General features: G+C 59.2%; 15 protein-coding genes. 4 read left to right on the forward strand and 11 right to left on the reverse strand.

The window, feature by feature from the left end:
* Positions 1-228: a YejL family protein gene (locus tag ACJ8J1_RS02840; RefSeq protein ID WP_004935782.1), complete on the reverse strand. Its 228-nt coding sequence runs from the start codon at positions 226-228 to the stop codon at positions 1-3.
* A gap of 211 nt (positions 229-439) precedes the next feature.
* On the opposite strand from ACJ8J1_RS02840, the gene yejK reads away from it, so the two are divergent.
* The gene (gene yejK / locus ACJ8J1_RS02845) at positions 440-1,447 is read left to right on the forward strand and encodes a nucleoid-associated protein YejK (RefSeq protein WP_033643824.1); all 1,008 of its coding nucleotides are present in this window, start codon (positions 440-442) and stop codon (positions 1,445-1,447) included.
* 84 nt (positions 1,448-1,531) lie between these two features.
* Here yejK and rplY read toward each other — a convergent pair whose 3' ends face one another.
* Both rplY and ACJ8J1_RS02855 read right to left on the reverse strand, forming a co-directional pair.
* Positions 1,532-1,816, reverse strand: a complete 285-nt coding sequence (rplY, locus tag ACJ8J1_RS02850) for a 50S ribosomal protein L25 (protein WP_004935776.1) — start codon at positions 1,814-1,816, stop codon at positions 1,532-1,534.
* Between the two features lie 162 nt (positions 1,817-1,978).
* Positions 1,979-3,736, reverse strand: a complete 1,758-nt coding sequence (locus tag ACJ8J1_RS02855) for a DEAD/DEAH box helicase (RefSeq protein WP_033643823.1) — start codon at positions 3,734-3,736, stop codon at positions 1,979-1,981.
* Between the two features lie 316 nt (positions 3,737-4,052).
* Here ACJ8J1_RS02855 and rsuA point away from each other — a divergent pair, with 316 nt between their 5' ends.
* The 3 genes from rsuA (at position 4,053) to ACJ8J1_RS02870 (ending at position 6,944) form a co-directional block, all read left to right on the forward strand.
* The gene (gene rsuA / locus ACJ8J1_RS02860) at positions 4,053-4,766 is read left to right on the forward strand and encodes a 16S rRNA pseudouridine(516) synthase RsuA (RefSeq protein ID WP_033643822.1); all 714 of its coding nucleotides are present in this window, start codon (positions 4,053-4,055) and stop codon (positions 4,764-4,766) included.
* A 41-nt stretch (positions 4,767-4,807) separates the two neighbouring features.
* Entirely contained in the window at positions 4,808-6,004 is a 1,197-nt protein-coding gene (locus ACJ8J1_RS02865; protein WP_033643821.1) for a Bcr/CflA family multidrug efflux MFS transporter, read from the forward strand.
* Between the two features lie 595 nt (positions 6,005-6,599).
* Complete coding sequence (locus tag ACJ8J1_RS02870) at positions 6,600-6,944, forward strand: YejG family protein (RefSeq protein WP_004935763.1); 345 nt, start codon at positions 6,600-6,602, stop codon at positions 6,942-6,944.
* A gap of 8 nt (positions 6,945-6,952) precedes the next feature.
* Here the strand turns inward: ACJ8J1_RS02870 and yejF are convergent, their stop codons facing one another.
* From yejF to ACJ8J1_RS02910, 8 genes are all read right to left on the reverse strand, one after another.
* Entirely contained in the window at positions 6,953-8,563 is a 1,611-nt protein-coding gene (yejF, locus tag ACJ8J1_RS02875; RefSeq protein ID WP_033643820.1) for a microcin C ABC transporter ATP-binding protein YejF, read from the reverse strand.
* A gap of 1 nt (position 8,564) precedes the next feature.
* A complete protein-coding gene (locus ACJ8J1_RS02880; RefSeq protein WP_033643819.1) occupies positions 8,565-9,590 on the reverse strand; it encodes an ABC transporter permease in 1,026 nt (341 codons plus the stop codon).
* Positions 9,587-10,681 (reverse strand): microcin C ABC transporter permease YejB, encoded by a 1,095-nt coding sequence (locus ACJ8J1_RS02885; RefSeq protein ID WP_033643818.1) that lies wholly within the window; start codon positions 10,679-10,681, stop codon positions 9,587-9,589. Before ACJ8J1_RS02885 ends, ACJ8J1_RS02880 begins: the two co-directional genes overlap by 4 nt.
* A 9-nt stretch (positions 10,682-10,690) precedes the next feature.
* Entirely contained in the window at positions 10,691-12,502 is a 1,812-nt protein-coding gene (locus ACJ8J1_RS02890) for an extracellular solute-binding protein (protein ID WP_033643817.1), read from the reverse strand.
* Between the two features lie 89 nt (positions 12,503-12,591).
* Positions 12,592-14,178, reverse strand: a complete 1,587-nt coding sequence (locus ACJ8J1_RS02895; RefSeq protein ID WP_033643816.1) for a cyclic di-GMP phosphodiesterase — start codon at positions 14,176-14,178, stop codon at positions 12,592-12,594.
* A 391-nt stretch (positions 14,179-14,569) separates the two neighbouring features.
* Complete coding sequence (gene mepS, locus ACJ8J1_RS02900) at positions 14,570-15,145, reverse strand: bifunctional murein DD-endopeptidase/murein LD-carboxypeptidase (protein ID WP_033643815.1); 576 nt, start codon at positions 15,143-15,145, stop codon at positions 14,570-14,572.
* Between the two features lie 410 nt (positions 15,146-15,555).
* On the reverse strand, positions 15,556-16,266 hold the full coding sequence (locus ACJ8J1_RS02905) for a phosphatase PAP2 family protein (RefSeq protein ID WP_033643814.1): 711 nt from the start codon (positions 16,264-16,266) through the stop codon (positions 15,556-15,558).
* Between the two features lie 77 nt (positions 16,267-16,343).
* Positions 16,344-17,318, reverse strand: coding sequence for a CobW family GTP-binding protein (locus ACJ8J1_RS02910; protein ID WP_033643813.1), 975 nt, complete (start codon positions 17,316-17,318; stop codon positions 16,344-16,346).
* Between the last annotated feature and the right edge of the window lie 31 nt (positions 17,319-17,349).

The following is a 17,349-nucleotide window of genomic DNA, read 5'->3' on the forward strand; positions in this document are numbered from 1 at the left end:
TTAATGCGCTTTATCTTCACGGACAGAAGCCTGCAGGGCTTCCGCGAACGATCTCGCCAGGGTTTTCCGCTGCGCGGGGGCAACGCTGGTGTTGATCAAATTAGTGACCATATTGCCCAGCACCATCAGGGAAAGATCGGTGGGGGTATGGTGTTTTTCCAGAACATTGACCAGCTCTGAGAGCAGTTGTTCAACGTGTTCGTCACTGTAACGGGATGATTGTGGCATAAAATTGCGCTTAGTAATCTGCAAAGTGCCCTATCTTACCGTATAGGACAGTGATTTTCCGCTCTTTTATCACTTCCTGTCATTCGGGAAAGGGTTCGCCCACGACGGGGCCGCTCACCGCTGCGCCTTTCCGGTTTGCCGCGGTTTTTTAGTATTGCAGGGCGGGGCCTTCAGTGTTTGAATACGCGCCTAAAGAACAGGAGGATTTACCATGAGTCTGGATATCGACCAGATCGCTCTGCACCAGTTGGTGAAACGCGACGAGCAAACGCTGGACGTGGTGCTGCGCGATTCCTTGCTTCCCACCAACGCGGCGGTGGAAGAAATGATGGCGGAACTGCATCGCGTCTACAGCGCCAAGAGCAAGGCCCTGGGCTTGTTCAACGAGGGCAGCGAGCTGGCGGAAGCGCTACGCACTTGCCGCAAGGACGATAAGGACTTTCTGGCTTTCAGCCGCGCGGCGACCGGCCGTCTGCGCGACGAACTGGCGAAGTATCCATTCGCCGAAGGCGGCGTGGTGCTGTTCGGTCAATACCGTTATCTGGCGGTCGAGTACCTGCTGATCGCGGTGCTGAACAGCCGTAACAGCATGCGCGTCAACGAAGAGCTGGATATCAACACTACGCACTATCTGGACATCAACAACGCCGATATCGTTGCGCGTATCGATCTGACCGAGTGGGAAACCAACCCGGAATCGACCCGCTACCTGACCTTCCTGCGCGGGCGCGTGGGCCGCAAGGTCGCCGACTTCTTCATGGACTTCCTGGCGGCGTCCGAAGGGTTGGACACCAAGGCGCAAAACCGCGGGCTGCTGCAGGCGGTAGACGACTATTGCGCCGACGCGCAGCTGGACAAGAATGAACGCCAGTCGGTGCGCCAGCAGGTGTACAGCTACTGCAACGAACAGCTGCAGGCGGGCGAAGAGATCGAACTGCAGGCGCTGTCGCAGGAACTGTCGCCGGTCGGTGAGAAAGACTTCATGCAGTTCTCCAGCGAGCAAGGGTATGAGCTGGAAGACAGCTTCCCGGCGGATCGCGGCACGCTGCGCCAGCTGACCAAATTCGCCGGCAGCGGCGGCGGTATCAGTCTGAACTTCGACGCCATGCTGCTCGGCGAGCGCATTTTCTGGGATGCGGCCACCGACACGCTGACCATCAGAGGCACGCCGCCGAACCTGCGCGATCAGCTGCAACGCCGGACCGGCAGCGGCAAGTAAGCTTGCCGAATCGCAGACAATAAAAAACGCCGCAATTGCGGCGTTCTTTATTTCGGCGTCCCGAAAGGTTCGAAAACGTAGCGATTAAACGCGAACGAAGTCGATGTGAGCCAGTTTTGGCTTGAACGGGTGACGCTGTACAGCCTGAACCTTAACTTTGGTTTCTTTACCGTCGATAACCAGAGTTACTGCTTCGCTGTAGAATTCTGGTTTAGCTTCCATGTTCTTGACAGAATCATGATCCAATTCGATGGAAACTGCAGCTTCTTTGCCACCGTAAACGATAGCTGGGAATTTGTTTGCTGCACGCAGGCGGCGGCTCGCACCTTTACCCTGGTCTTTACGTACTTCTGCATTGATAGTGAACATTGTTTTTTCTCTTAAAAGAAAATTTACCCTGCTACAGGCGACCCAAGTAGCAAGTTCGGAATTCCGCTTTAACGCTGGGCAGGCCCAGGTAAAGCGCGCGGCATTTTAACGGAAAGCCGCCCGCAGGGCAACGAAAACCTGCCCAGATTGAGGGCCGTTCGCTCAGGCCAACTGATTGGCACGGCGGAAACGGCCTTGATAATCGAACACTTTCTCACGCACCTGCCAAAACTGCCCGCGCTTGCGTGCCACCACGAAATCCGGATGGCGCAGCGATTGCTGTTGCGCCAGCACGTCGGCGGCGGTGTGCCAGGCGAACGGCACGCCCGGCGCGCGCTGGTGCGGGCGCAGGAACAGCATCTCGAACGCTTTGCGCTGCGCCGGCGTCTGCAGGCGGAAGCGCTCGCTGGTGCTGGTGCCGTCCTCGTCGTAATAGATGGCCTTCAGCCATTCGCCCTTATCGTCGCGGCCGCTTTGCAACTCCATGCCGCCGCAGCGCAGCACCAGCGCGTCTTTCAGCTTCAGCGCCGCCTTCAGCATGTCGTCGGGATCGACCAACACCTCCTGACACTGATGGCAGCGGCGTGCGGCGATGTCGTTCTCCGCGCCGCAGTGCGGGCAGCTCTTGAACCGGAAGCGGTAATCGCACTGTTCGCGGTGGCCGTCGTCGTCCTCCAGCCAGCCCTGGCAGCGGCGGCCGTAGTGTTCGATGATGTCGCCGTTTTCGGTGCACTTGCCCCAGAACAGGTTGGCGAAACCGCAGGCCGGGCAGAACACCTGCACCGGCTGGCTGTCGCCGTGCGGCTTGCTGACGCCGACCTCCGGCGTAAACAGATCGTGCGGGTTGCCGGCGTAGTCGAGGATCAGGCAATCCTTTTTGTCGGGCGCCAAACGCAGCCCGCGCCCGACGATCTGCTGATACAGGCTGACGGACTCGGTGGGGCGCAGGATAGCGATCAGGTCGACGTGCGGCGCGTCGAAGCCGGTGGTTAACACCGCCACGTTGACCAGATAGCGCAGATGCTGCTGTTTGAACGCCTCGATGAGCGCATCTCGCTCGGCGGGCGGCGTTTCGGCGCTGACCAGCGCGGCTTCGCCGTTCGGCAGCAGGCCGTGGATCTCGCGGGCGTGCTCGACGGTAGCGGCGAAGATCATCACCCCTTTGCGATCGTCGGCATACTCCACAATCTGGCTGATGATATGCGGCGTGACGCGGTTTTGCCGTTTCAGCTCACGGTTCAGGTCCGCTTCGCTGAACAGGCCGTTGCTCCTGGCCTCCAGCCTGCTGAAGTCGTATTGCACGATCGGCATATCCAGCCGCTCCGGCGGCACCAGAAAACCGTGTTTAATCATGTAGCGCAGCGGCAGCTCATAGATGCAGTCGCGAAACAGACTGGCGCTGTCGCCGCGGGTGAAACCGTGGTAGTGGTACTGATAAATCCAGCCTTTGCCCAGCCTGTACGGCGTGGCGGTCAGCCCCAGCAGCCGCAATTGCGGGTTGGTTTTCTGCAGGTGCTGGATGATTTGCTGGTACTGGCTGTCGTCGTCGTCGCTGATGCGATGGCATTCATCGACGATCAGCAGCGAGAAGGCGCCGTCGAACAGCGGCAGGTTGCGCGCCACCGACTGCACGCTGCCGAACACCACCTTGCCGGCGCTCTCTTTTTGTTGCAACCCGGCGGCGAAGATGTCCGCCTCCAGGCCGTAGGCGCAGTATTTGGCGTGGTTTTGCGCCACCAGTTCCTTGACGTGCGCCAACACCAGCACTCGCCCACGGGCGCGTTTCGCCAGCTCGGCGATCACCAGGCTTTTGCCGGCGCCGGTCGGCAGCACGATCAGCGCCGGTTCGGGATGCCGCCGGAAATGGTTGATGGTGGCTTCGACCGCTTCCAGTTGGTAGGGGCGTAGGGTAAAGGCCATAAATGAACGCCGTAGGTTGGAATGGGCCGCGGGGGTTAGGTTTGTCAGCGCTGTTGCCACAGAAACGCTGACATTTTACGCCCCGGGCGACCGAGAAATGTCTATATTATGCCTTCTGAGCGCGCGCGGTGCGAGAAGCGTGAAAATTACCCCTGTCGGGCAGCGCGTTGTGCCGCTATACTCGTGTGACAGCAATCGCTGTGCCCCCACGCGATTTCCCCCCTGAGCCTGCCATTTGCACCCGGTGCAACGGCGGGCGTCATATTTTGGCAATACGATCAATGCGATCATAACAACGACAGGCAAAGCAGATCCCATGCGATTGGACAAGTTTTTATCTCAGCAGTTAGGCATCAGCCGTGCGCTGGTCGCGCGCGAACTTCGGGCTAAACGCGTCACCGTAGACGGTGAGGTGGTGAAGAGCGGGGCTGTCAAACTGACCCCGGAACAAGAGGTGGCGTTCGACGGCAATCCGCTGCAGCAGCAGAACGGCCCGCGCTATTTCATGCTCAACAAACCGCAGGGTTACGTCTGCTCCACCGACGATCCCGATCATCCGACGGTGCTGTACTTCCTCGATGAGCCGGTCGCGTACAAACTGCACGCCGCCGGGCGGCTGGATATCGACACCACCGGGCTGGTGCTGATGACTGACGACGGCCAGTGGTCGCACCGCGTTACCTCGCCGCGCTACCACTGCGAGAAAACCTATCTGGTGACGCTGGAGCACCCGCTGGCGGAAGACACCGCGCAGCGTTTCGCCGCAGGGGTGCAACTGCACAACGAGAAAGATCTGACGCGGCCGGCGACGCTGGAGCAGGTTGACGAGCATGTGGTGCGCCTGACCATCAGCGAAGGGCGCTACCACCAGGTGAAGCGGATGTTCGCTGCGGTCGGCAATCGGGTGATCGAATTGCACCGTGAGCGCATCGGCGCCATCGTGCTGGATGACGATCTTGCGCCGGGCGAATACCGCCCACTGACCGAAGAAGAGATCGCCAGCGTGGGCGCGCCGCACCTGCAGGACTGATAACCGATCATTGATTGCGGCCGATTAAGGAGTCGTGGAACGTGCAACAGAACCGAACCTCTCATCTCGGTTTGATTTTCATTCTGGGCCTGCTGTCCATGCTGATGCCGCTGGCCATCGACATGTACCTGCCCAGCATGCCGGTGATCGCCGCCCAGTTTGGCGTCGAGTCCGGCAGCGTGCAGATGACGCTCAGCGCCTATATGCTCGGCTTCGCCTTCGGGCAGCTGTTCTATGGGCCGATGTCGGACAGCATCGGCCGCAAACCGGTGATCCTGTGGGGAACGCTGATCTTCGCCATCGCCGGTTGCGCCTGCGCCATGGCGCAGTCGATCGATCAGCTGATCGGACTGCGTTTCTTGCACGGACTGGCCGCCGCCGCCGCCAGCGTGGTGATCAACGCCTTGATGCGCGACATGTTCACCAAGGACGAGTTCTCGCGCATGATGTCGTTCGTCATTCTGGTGATGACCATCGCGCCGCTGCTGGCGCCGATGATCGGCGGGGCGCTGCTGCTGTGGTTCAACTGGCATGCCATCTTCTGGACCATGGGCGCCGCGGCGCTGATCGGTTCACTGCTGGTGGCCTTGTTCATCAAGGAGACGTTGCCGAAAGAGCGTCGACAGCGGTTCCACCTGCGCACTACGCTGGGCAACTTCGGTTCGTTGTTCCGCCACAAGCGGGTGCTGAGCTACATGCTGGCCAGCGCCTTCTCGTTCGCCGGCATGTTCTCGTTCCTCAGCGCCGGGCCGTTCGTCTACATCGAACTGAACCATGTTTCGCCGCAGCACTTCGGTTACTACTTTGCGCTGAATATCGTCTTCCTGTTCCTGACGACGCTGATCAACAGCCGCAACGTGCGGCGGTTCGGCGCGGTCAAGATGTTCAAACTGGGGCTGCTGGTGCAGCTGGCGATGGGGCTGTGGCTGCTGGCGGTGAGCGCCGTCGGGCTGGGCTTCTGGGCGCTGGTGATCGGCGTAGCGGTCTATCTGGGGTGCATCGCGATGATCTCCTCCAACGCCATGGCGGTGATCCTGGATGATTTTCCGCATATGGCGGGCACCGCGTCTTCCCTGGCCGGCACGTTGCGGTTCAGCATCGGCGCGCTGGTGGGCGCGGTTCTGTCGATGGCGCCGGGCAAGAGCGCCTGGCCGATGGTCACTTCGATGGCGCTGTGCAGCATTGTGGCGGTGTTGTTCTATCTGTACGCCAGCCGGCCGCGCGATCGCGCAGCCTGACGTTCTCCTGGTTCGGGGCGAAGTTGCCCCGAGCCGTCACAGGGTTGCGCCTTGCCAGTTTGCGGTGCAACCGGCAATGAAAATTTTGTTGCCAAACATATGCCTGCTAATTAATGGGGCATTTACCCTTCTGTGTGCTTTTTGTTAAAAAATACCGTCGCTGAGCTGCCCGATATCCTCCGGTATGCGCGGCGTTTTGCCGGCGGGTCGGTGCGGGCGGTTTGCATTAGGGGTGATGTAAATCAAGGTATTAGCGGAGGACGGTGCGCTAACGCGACGGGTGAAATGTTTCTTCAATGTAAAAATATGGCGACGAAAAAGTAGTCGCATTGCAAGAAAAAAGAGTTGAGATCGCTGCGGGAAAGGGTTACATATAACGCAAAAATGCGAGCTGAGTCGCAAAATGCCGTGAAATAACACCGCACGGCGCGCCAAAAAATGGCACGGCATCGGCAAGCACGGGGTCAGGTTAATGGCTTGCGGCAAAATTTACATTTAAATAACATTTGTGCGCGGCAGAGTCGGGAGTCAACGGCTATAACTTAGTAACCCTGTCAGGTAAAAGTGTTTCACCTTTTCAAACTAGGGATTTCATGTGGAGAGTATCCAACTTTCGGTAGTGCATCGCTTGCCGCAAAGTTATCGTTGGCTATCCGGTTTCACCGGCGTAAAGGTCGAACCGATTCCGTTTAACGGAATAGACGAGGATAACAACCTGATTGGGCTGAAGCTGCTCAGCCATGAAGGGGCCGAGGCCTGGCAGGTGATGCAACAGCTTAATCTGTCGTTGCAGGAGATTCAGGTCGACTGCGCGATCGTCGAGTGGGAAGGGGAACCTTGCCTGTTCGTGCAGCGCAGCGATGAGAGCGCGACGATGTGCCGCCTGAAAAACGTCGGCGCCGCGATCGCCGAACCGCTCAGCGCGCAATACCCCTTCTGAATTCGCCGCTAATCCGCCAACTGCAACAGTTGTCGGGTATAGTCGGCTGCGGGCGCCGCGAAAATCGCCCGGCAGTCTCCCTGCTCAACCACTTCTCCTTGTCGCAGCACAATCACCTGGTGGCACAGCGAACGCACCACCTGCAGGTCATGGCTGATGAACAGATAAGCCAGCCGGTGGCGTTGCTGCAGCGATTTCAGCAGCGTCAGGATCTGCGCCTGCACCGATTTATCCAGCGAAGAGGTCGGCTCGTCGAGGATCAGCAGCTGCGGCTGCAGGATCAGCGCGCGCGCGATGGCGATGCGCTGGCGCTGGCCACCGGAAAACTCGGTGGGGTAGCGGTGGCGCAGCTGCGGATCCAGGCCGACCTCCTGCAACACCTCGATCACGCGCTGTTCGCGCTGCTCGGCGTTCAGCCGCTGGTGCACTTCCAGCCCTTCGGCGATGATCTGCTGTACGTTCAGGCGCGGGTTGAGGGCGGAATACGGATCCTGAAAGACGATTTGCATCCGGCTGCGGTAGGGCAGCATTTGTTTCATCGTCAGCGGGTGGAGCGGTTCGCCGTCGAACCAGATGGCCCCCTGCGAGGCCAGCAGACGCAATAGCGCCAGCCCGGTGGTGCTTTTACCCGATCCGGATTCCCCCACCAGCCCCACGCTCTCTCCGGCGCGCAGTTCGAAACTCAATGACTTCAACGCATAGTGATAATCCACCGTGCGGCGCAGCAGGCCGCGCCGAATGGGGAATCGCACCTGCAGATCTTCCACCTTGAGCAGCGGCCGCTCATCGCCGGGGCGCGCGCTGGCTGCGGCCGGCAGCGGCAGCGGTTCGCCGACGTCCTCGGCGGCCAGCAGTTGCCGTGTGTAGGGATGCTGCGGCCGGCTGAACAGCTGTGCGCGGCCGTTTTGCTCCACGCAACGGCCCTGACGCATCACCGCCACGTTGTCCGCCAGACGGCGCACAATATTCAGGTTATGGGTGATGAACAGCAACCCCATGCCCATTTCTTGTTTCAATTCTTGCAACAGCGTCAGGATCTGCGCCTGGATAGTTACGTCGAGCGCGGTGGTGGGTTCGTCGGCAATCAGCAATTTCGGGCGGGTTAACACCGCCATGGCGATCATCACGCGTTGGCGTTCACCGCCGGAGAGCTGATGCGGATAGTCCTGCAACCGGGTTTTGGCCTGGCGGATGCCGACGCGCTCCAGACAGTCGACGATCTCTGCGCGTGCGGCTTCGCGCCGCAGGCCGCGGTGCAGCATCAGCACTTCCGCCAGTTGCTTCTCAATGGTGTGCAGCGGATTGAGCGACACCATCGGTTCCTGAAAGATCATCGCGATCTGATTGCCGCGCACCTTGCGCAGTTCAGCCTCCGGCGCATGCAACAACGAGTTGCCGTTGAACAGAATATCGCCGCCAGGGTAAACCACCGGCGGCGCGGGCAGCAGTCGCAGTATCGACAGGGCGGTGACGCTTTTGCCGGAGCCGGATTCTCCCACCAGCGCCAGCGTTTCCGCCGGGGCTATTTGCAAAGAGAGTTCGTTGACCACCGGCGTGACGGCGTCGCCCTGGCGGAAGGCGATGCTGAGATCCTGGATGGCGAGCAGAGGTGTAGCCATATCAATGCGCCTTGCTGGGGTCAAAGGCGTCGCGTACCGCTTCGCCGATAAAGATTAATAACGACAGCAGCACTGCCAGCACCAGGAAGGCGGTGATGCCGAGCCACGGCGCCTGCAGATTGTTTTTGCCTTGCAGCAGCAGTTCGCCGAGCGACGGCGAACCGATCGGCAGACCGAAGCCGAGAAAATCGAGCGACGTCAGGGTGGTGATCGAGCCGCAGAGGATAAACGGCAGGAAGGTCAGCGTCGCCACCATGGCGTTGGGCAGCATGTGGCGGGACATGATCACGCGATCCGGCACGCCCATGGCGCGCGCGGCGCGGATATAGTCATAGTTGCGGGTGCGCAGGAACTCGGCGCGCACCACGCCCACCAGGCTCATCCAGCCGAACAGAATAGTGATGCCGAGCAGCCACCAGAAATTGGGCTGGACGATGCTCGACAGCAGAATGATCAGAAACAGCGTCGGCATGCCCGACCACACTTCGATAAAGCGTTGCCCCCACAGATCGAAACGCCCGCCGTAATACCCCTGTGTCGCGCCGACGCACACGCCGATCAGGCTGGAAAACAGCGTCAGCGCCAGGCCGAACAGCATCGAAATGCGAAAACCATACAGCACGCGGGCCAGCACGTCGCCGCCGTTGCTGTCGGTGCCCAGCAGGTTATGGCGCGAAGGCGGGGAGGGGAAGGGCACCTCGGTGGCGAAGTTGATCGTGTCGTAGCTGAAACGGATCGGCGCCCAGATCGCCCAGCCATGCCGGTCGATTTGGCACTGGACGAACGGATCCTGATAGTCGGCTTCGGTGTTCAGTTCGCCGCCGAACGCGGTTTCGCTGTAGTTGATCATAAACGGCAGGTATAGCCGGCCTTCATAACGCACCAACAGCGGTTTGTCGTTGGCGATAAGATCGGCGGCCAGGCTGAGCGTGAACAGCGCCAGAAAGATCCACAGTGACCAGTAACCGCGGCGGTTGCGGCGAAAACGCGCCCAGCGCGCCTGATTGATTGGGCTAAGGCGGCTCATTGGCGGGCCTCGAAGTCAATGCGCGGATCGACCAGGGTATAGGTGATATCGCTGAGGATGTTCAACAGCAGGCCGATCAGGGTGAAGATATACAACGTGCCGAACATCACCGGGTAGTCGCGCTGCAGTGTGGCGTCGTAACCCAGCAGCCCCAGGCCGTTGAGCGAGAACATCACCTCAATCAGCAGCGAGCCGGTGAAAAACATGCTGATAAAGGTGGCCGGAAAACCGGCGATCACCAGCAGCATGGCGTTGCGGAACACGTGGCGGTACAGGATCTTTTTCTCGTCCAGGCCCTTGGCGCGGGCGGTGGTGACGTACTGTTTGCGGATCTCGTCGAGGAACGAGTTTTTGGTCAGCATGGTCAGGGTGGCGAAACCGCCGATCACCGTCGCCAGCACCGGCAGCGTGATGTGCCACAGATAGTCGGCGATCTTCGCCGGCCACGAGAGGGTATCGAAGTTGCTGGAGACCAGGCCGCGCAGCGGGAACCAGTCGAGATAGCTGCCGCCGGCGAACAGCACGATCAGCAGGATGGCGAACAGGAACGCCGGAATGGCGTAGCCGATAATGATCAGCGTGCTGCTCCAGGTATCGAACGCGCTGCCGTTGTGGACGGCCTTGCGGATGCCGAGCGGGATCGACACCAGATAGATGATCAGCGTGCTCCAAAGGCCCAGCGTGATGGAGACCGGCAGGCTTTGGCCGATCAGTTGCATCACCGAAGCGCCGCGAAACAGGCTGTCGCCGAAGTCAAAACGCATGTAGTTCCACAGCATGGTGAAGTAGCGTTCGTGCAGCGGTTTATCGAAGCCATAACGCTGGGTGATCTCGGCGATCACCTCCGGATCCAGGCCGCGCGAGCCGCGGTATTGCCCTTCGGTCGCGGCCGGGACGCCGGCTCTGGCGTGCCCCAGGCCTTCATTGACCCCGCCGCTGCCGAAACCGCTGCCCTGACCCAGTTCGATGGCGGCGATGGCCTGATCGACCGGGCCGCCGGGGGCGATTTGCACGATAAAAAAGTTGATGGTGATGATCGCCCACAGCGTAGGGATCACCAGCAACAGTCTGCGTATCAGATAGGCTGCCATGCCGACTCCTTATTGCCGTTGAGCCGGCAAGCGCGCCGCCTTGTTGACGTCGTACCACCAGTTGTCGAAGCCGATGGCGTAGGCCGGGCGGATCGGCGGCGTGGAGAACTTGTCCCAATAGGCGTAGCGGTCGTGGTTGGAGTACCACATCGGCAGCATGTAGCGGTTCCAGGTCAACACCCGATCCAACGCGCGGCCGAGCGGCAGCAGCGCTTTTTCGTCGCCCTGATGCTCAGCGATTTGCCTGACCAGGCTGTCGACCGCCGGGTCCTTGACGCCGGGGGTGTTATAGCTGGAGTTGATGTACTCCGAATCCCAAATGATGCGTAAATTGGCGGTGGGGAACGGCATCGCCATGTACACCGTCGGCATCATATCGAAGTCGCGTTCGCGCATGCGGCGCGTATATTGCGAGGCGTCGATCTCGCGGATTGCCATATCGATGCCCAACCGCTGCAGGTTGTGGCGGAACGGCAACACGTACTGGAAGTTGCTGCCGCTCAGCAGCATCAGCTCAAAGGCGAACGGCTGGCCGGTTTTGGCGTTGACCAACTTTTGATTTTTGACCACCCAACCGGCCTCTTGCAACAGTTGGGTCGCCTTCAGCAGATTTTGCCGATCGTTGCCGCTGCCGTCGGAGGCGGGCGGTTGATAGATGCTGGTGAACACCTCAGGCGGCACCTGGCCTTTGAGCGGCGCCAGCAGCGCCAGTTCGGCGGCGTCCGGATAGCCGCGGGCGGCGTAGGCGGTGTTTTGGAAATAGCTGTCGGCGCGTTGATAGGCGTTGTAATACAGCGCCTTGTTCATCCAGTTAAAGTCGAAAGCCAGGGTGATCGCCTCGCGCACGCGCGGGTCGGCAAACAGCGGTTTTTGGATGTTGAACGCCAGCCAGCGGGTGTTTTGCGCCGCCTGGTTGGTCTCGTCCTGTTTGATGATGTAGTTGCGCGCGAAGTTGCCGCCCTGATACTGGGTGGCCCAGCTCTTGGGCGACGGCTCGATGCGGAAATCGTAAGCGCCGGCCTTGAACGCTTCCAGCGCCACTTTATCGTCCAGATAATAATCGTAGCGAATGCTGTCGAAGTTATAGCGGCCGCGGTTCACCGGCAGGTTGGCGGCCCAGTAGTCGCGCACCCGTTGATAGGTGATGTACTGGCCGAGGCGATAATCGCCGATTTTATACGGGCCGCTGGCCAGCGGCGGCGTGTTGAGCGGCTCGTTGAGCTTATGGTTTTGCCAAAAGGCGGCCGGGAGAATAGGCAGGCTGCCGAATAACGACAGCATCGCTTCTTTGTTCGGCTGCGGGAATTCAATGCGCACCGTCAACCGAGAGATGGCTTTGACCGTGACGCCTTTGTAGTAGGAGCGAAACTGCGGAACGCCCTCGGCCATGAATTTGCTGAAGGTGAAGGCCACGTCGGCGGCGGTGATCGGGCTGCCGTCGTGGAAACGCGCGCGGGCGTTGATATCCACTTCCACCCAACGCATGTCGGCCGGGAAGCGCGCCGATTCGGCAATCAACGGATAAAAGCTGCCGGGTTCGTCGTCGGACGTTGCGAACAGAGTATCGTAGAGTTCGTCGGTACGCGCGCCGGGCACGCCCCGGGTAGCGAAGCGGTTGAAGTTATCGTAGGTGCCGATGGCCGCCAGGCGCACGTCGCCGCCCTTGGGGGCCGCCGGATTGACGTAGTCGAAATGGCTGAAGTCGGCGGCGTATTTCGGTTCACCGAGAAGGGCGAAAGCGTAGCTTTCGTTGAGGGCTTCGGCCTGCGAGGCGAAGCTCAGTGCCGAAAGCACCAGAGCAGCGAAAATGCGCACGGACATCAGACGGTAAGCTCCTGCTGTGGAATAAAGTACAACCGGCGCCCAGCATAACATTCTTCGGGCGGACGCAGGGTAAAGATGCTTAAAGATTAACTATTTTTTTCCTGATAATCAAAGACCTGATGAGCATTGCAGTAAGCGAGGAAATTAGCGATGCTAAGCGGCTTGCTGAAGTAATAGCCCTGCATGAAGTTAACGCCGCGTTCTTGCAGGAACTGCATCTGCTCGGCGGTTTCCACGCCTTCGGCCACCGTCAGCATTTTCAGCTTTTTCGCCAGCGAAATCACCGCATCCAGCACCGGTGCGGTGACGGTGTCCTGGCCGATGGTGTTGACGAAGCCGCGATCAATCTTCAGGTAATCCATGGTGAAACGCTCAAGATAGATCAACGCGCTGTGGCCGGTGCCAAAATCGTCCACCGCGATCTCGATGCCCTGTTTATGCAGCCAGTCGAACTCCGCCAGCGCGCTCTCTTCTTCCACCATGCCGCGTTCGGTGATTTCAAACACCAGCGTAAAGTAATCGCCCGGCAGCTGCGCCAACAGTTCATACACGTCCTGATGGAATGACGGCGCGCTAAGGTGGGCGGGGGAAATATTGAGGCCGACCTTGCCTCCCCGCGGCAGCGCCTTGGCGAGCTGCGGCGCATCTTCGGCAATCAGCCTGAACAGATGGCGGGTGAGCGGCACGATCAGCCCGTTGCTTTCGGCGTACGGGATAAAGACATCCGGGGGAATGCGGCCCTCGATAGGATGCTGCCAGCGGATCAACGCTTCCAGCCCGCCGATGCTGTTGCTGCCGGTATGGAACACCGGCTGATATTCGATGAAGAACTCGTTGCGCTTGATGCCGCGCAGCAGCGCGCGCTCCGGGCTTTGCCGCAACAGCAGCATGTAGTAGCAGAGCACGCCGATCATCAGCGACAGCACCAGGCTGCCCAGCAGCGTCAGGCGAATATCGTTGGGCGTCAGTTTCTCGTTGTAGAACAGGATGCTCAGCGGCAGATTGGGCAGCGTCAGGGTGTCCGCCTTGTCTTGCGGCAACTGCGCGATCGGCATCAGGTTCGGGCTGAAGGTGGTCAGCGCGCGGTTGCCCATCACGATGGCGATGCCCGGCGCCTGCTCGTCATGCGAAGTGAACAGCAGGTAGGGCATCAAATTGATGTCCAGCGTGGCGAGGATGCCGGTCGCCGATGCGCCAGGATGCCGCAGCCAAACCGCGACCGCCGGCTTGTCCGGCACGATCGGCGTGCCCTGCTGCAGCTTCAGATCCAAAGGCAGGTGGGTATCGATGTCCTGATACAGGTTTTTCATCGGCAGCATCATGTCGCCGGTGGCGGAGGAGCAGTAGGCGTAACCGTCTTTCACCAGCAGGAAGGTGCGTACGCCGCTGGTAAAGGCCGCCTGATAGGTGATGTCCGACTGGCTTGAGAGGCAGGGTTTGTCCAGCAGCGGCATCATTTTTTGCATGACATCCGTCAGGTGCGAGATATAACCCAGCGCGAATTTTTGCGTACGCGCTTCAACCTTGTGTTGATATTGCGTGCGCTGGTGGTTGATCAAAGAAAGTGTGACCGCGGTGAATAGCGTAAAAAATAGCAGGGCGGCGACAACGCTTTTGGCCAGACTGCGCTGTCGGTGCGACACGCTGCGAGAGAACGCCCTTTTCAAGCCCATAACCGAGACCTCTGCAACGGGGCGTCAGGCGTGTCGCGCAGCCATTTAATGGATTGTGCCAACGGCTTTTTTTTCATTTTTTGCCTTTTATCCCGTACCCAACCGGCGACGCGTTTAAATACAAGGCGTCGCCGACAGAAATATAATGCACCTATTAAGCGGAAACGTTTTAAATAACGCCGGGCGCGCCGTTGCCGTCATCTGACGATAATAGGCGAGTTTTTCCTCGTCGGCGCGATTTCCGGCCGGCAGTTTATCAAAATAATGGTGTGAGGTGACGATAAGGCCTGGCTCAGCCCCGGTGGCTCTCGTTCGACAGCCAAAAAAAACGCCGCCCGTAGGCGGCGTTTATCGCTCGTTTGGTATTCAGGATCTTCAGGGCGTTGCGCCGTCAGCCGTTGGTCAACACTCGGCGCGCTTCTCGATAACGTTTATTCCAATAGTTATCGGTCAGCTTGGAAATCATGACGCCACTGCTGGTAGAAGCGTGAACGAACTGATCGTTGCCTAAATAGATGCCGACATGGCGCCCGGTAGAACCGGCGCGGAACAGCACCAAATCGCCGGCGCGCAGTTTGGTGCGCTGGATTTTCTTACCGAGATCTTCCTGTTCGTAGGTAGAACGCGGTAAATCCATGCCGAACTGTTCGCGGAAGGTGCGCTGTACAAACGCCGAGCAATCGATGCCGCGCTTGGTGTCACCGCCTAAACGGTAGCGAACGCCTTTCCAGTCCGCGTACTGATCCATAATCTTTGACTTGACGTCAACGTTGCGGACCATCGCTTCGAATTCATCCTGAGAGGCTTGCAGTAAAAGACCGTCTTTGTCATTAACTGCACGCATCTCAGTTTGTGCGTTACTCAAGTTCGAAGTGTGAGTCGAGCTGCACGCTGACAGCATAACCGCAGCGGCAATTGCAGGGACTACCCGCAAAAAATATCTCAGAAACGGTTGAGATTTGACCATTGTTGTTGTTTTCCCTTGAAGTCCTTAACGACGAAAGTCGCTACCTGAAAAATGCCAAACGAAACGAGCCTAGTCCGCACCTGTTGCATCGACAATCAGTTACCGTTGAAAACGTGCGGGAACGCACATTTTTATCGGATTCCGTACTGATTCGACTTAAACCAGGCACAAACGCATCTGAGATTACCGGAACAAATAGGGGATTGCGAGTCTTTTTCCGGTCTTTTTTATATGAATTTGTGATGTAACATAATGTAAATCTTCATATAAAAAACGCCAATTGTCCGATGTATGAATCTGGCGTGAAATCAGGTTGCAAAAGCGTTAACGGGGGGCGGAGAAATTTTGCGCATCGCGAGGGGATAAAACGCGGGAGGCGGGCGCCTCCCGGAATGACTCATAGACGTAAGTTATGGTTGGCCGGGGCGGTGCTTGCCGGGCAACAGGCGATTCAACCGTTCGATAATCCAGTCGCTGCAAGGCGTCATCAGCACCCAACTGGCGCCAACCAAGACCACGGACAGCGAGCCTACGGCGATATCGGTAAACCAGTGGGCGCCAATCATCACGCGTGGCAATGAAAAGATCAGCGTAATCAGCAGGGCGACGGCGAAGGCGCCGCGGCCGAAATAGCGCAGCATAAAGCAGGAAAAAATAATCAGCATCATGCCGTGGTCGCCGGGGAAGCTGTCGCCGGAGGCGTCCTTGGTGGGGATGCCGGTCAATGCGCTGACGCGATTGATATTGTCGAAGGTCAGGGTGGGGCTCGGATGCTTCACCGGCAGCAGGTGGCCAAGCTGATTCAGCACCACGGCGGTCAGCAGCATCACCACGCCGGTGATCACCAGACGGCGGCGGCCGGCGGCGTCCTGCTTCAGGTAGAAGTACAAATACAGCAGGCCCATGGCGAGCAGTGAAATCACATCGAACGCGCGGTTGTTGGTGATGGCGACCAGGTGCAAAAATGCCGGGTCGGTAGCCAGATGGCGGTTAAAGAAGAAGAAGATCGCCGAATCCAGGGTAAACCAGCCGCCGTGATTGGCCGGCAGGAACCAGGACAGAAACAGCGCAACGCCCAGTAAGTTGAAGAAGAGAATGAAGGGTAAATTGCGGCGTGTCATGACATAAACCTGTTGGAAAAATGAAAACGAAACAAAACCGGCCGCCCTGCGGCAACCGGGGGGCAACGGTACGGGGTTTAACTTAAACGAATCTTAAACAAGGCGGATTGCAGGGCGTTCCAGTCGGCATTTTCGCTGTGGATCAGTTCAACCCGGCTGTCGAGCGGCGCGTTCGGGCGGGTTTCGATGTTGAGATCCTGGCCCTGGCGATTGATCAGCAACGTGCCTTCGGGGATGCGCACCACGCCTTTGGCACGTTCGACCGGCGCCAGCCGCACCCATTCCATAAAGCCGACGGTATCGAACCGGGTGTCGCCGTCAAAAATCCAGCCGCAGCTGGTGAAGCCTTGCCCTTCGTTCAGCGCTCGCCGCCAACGCGCGTTCTCCGGCAGCCGCAACGCCGCCAGTCCCTGCGTTTTCGCCTGACCATGATGATGTTGTGCGTCCGGCAATTCTGTACGATTTGTGCGAGGAAGCGACAACAACGCGACATCCGCCTCACCTTGCGCGATGGCGTAGCAGGGCCGCTGCAGCGGATCTTGCGCCGTCCAGGCTTCCAGCGCCCGTCTGTCTTCCGGCCGATAGGTATCGCTTTTGCTGGCCAGGATAACGTCGGCCGCGGCCAGCTGATCGCGGAAGTTTTCGTTGTCGCGGTAGCGGGGCTGACTGAGTTGACGGGCATCCAGCAGGCACAGCGTGGCCTGCAGATCGATCCAGCCGGCATAGCTCTCCTGGGTCAGCAGCGACAGGATTTGCTTCGGATGCCCGAGCCCGGTCGGCTCGATCAGCAGCCGGTCCGGTTTGGTCTGCTGCAACAGCATATTCAGACCCACCTGCATCGGCAGGCTGTTGACGCAGCACATGCAGCCGCCGGGGATCTCTTTGAGCACCGCGCCGCTGTCCGCCAGCAGCGCGCCGTCGATGCCTATTTCGCCGAATTCGTTGACCAGTACCGCCCAGCGTTCATGCTCGGGCTTATGGGCCAGCAAATGGCGGATGGCGGTGGTTTTACCGCTGCCGAGGAAGCCGGTAATCAGATTGGTTTTAGTCATTAATCATTCCTGGGTGCAAAAATCAACCTGC

The sequence above is a fragment of the Serratia sp. CY37869 genome (assembly GCF_052168895.1).
GTDB classification, from domain to species: Bacteria; Pseudomonadota; Gammaproteobacteria; order Enterobacterales; family Enterobacteriaceae; genus Serratia; species Serratia ureilytica.

Bases quoted from the DNA above. Each gene is read 5' to 3' on its own strand.
- ACJ8J1_RS02840 (WP_004935782.1), bottom strand. From the start codon at position 228: ATGCCACAATCATCCCGTTACAGTGACGAACACGTTGAACAACTGCTC.
- yejK (WP_033643824.1), top strand. From the start codon at position 440: ATGAGTCTGGATATCGACCAGATCGCTCTGCACCAGTTGGTGAAACGC.
- rplY (WP_004935776.1), bottom strand. From the start codon at position 1,816: ATGTTCACTATCAATGCAGAAGTACGTAAAGACCAGGGTAAAGGTGCG.
- ACJ8J1_RS02855 (WP_033643823.1), bottom strand. From the start codon at position 3,736: ATGGCCTTTACCCTACGCCCCTACCAACTGGAAGCGGTCGAAGCCACC.
- rsuA (WP_033643822.1), top strand. From the start codon at position 4,053: ATGCGATTGGACAAGTTTTTATCTCAGCAGTTAGGCATCAGCCGTGCG.
- yejF (WP_033643820.1), bottom strand. From the start codon at position 8,563: ATGGCTACACCTCTGCTCGCCATCCAGGATCTCAGCATCGCCTTCCGC.
- ACJ8J1_RS02880 (WP_033643819.1), bottom strand. From the start codon at position 9,590: ATGAGCCGCCTTAGCCCAATCAATCAGGCGCGCTGGGCGCGTTTTCGC.
- ACJ8J1_RS02885 (WP_033643818.1), bottom strand. From the start codon at position 10,681: ATGGCAGCCTATCTGATACGCAGACTGTTGCTGGTGATCCCTACGCTG.
- ACJ8J1_RS02890 (WP_033643817.1), bottom strand. From the start codon at position 12,502: ATGTCCGTGCGCATTTTCGCTGCTCTGGTGCTTTCGGCACTGAGCTTC.
- ACJ8J1_RS02895 (WP_033643816.1), bottom strand. From the start codon at position 14,178: ATGGGCTTGAAAAGGGCGTTCTCTCGCAGCGTGTCGCACCGACAGCGC.
- mepS (WP_033643815.1), bottom strand. From the start codon at position 15,145: ATGGTCAAATCTCAACCGTTTCTGAGATATTTTTTGCGGGTAGTCCCT.
- ACJ8J1_RS02905 (WP_033643814.1), bottom strand. From the start codon at position 16,266: ATGACACGCCGCAATTTACCCTTCATTCTCTTCTTCAACTTACTGGGC.
- ACJ8J1_RS02910 (WP_033643813.1), bottom strand. From the start codon at position 17,318: ATGACTAAAACCAATCTGATTACCGGCTTCCTCGGCAGCGGTAAAACC.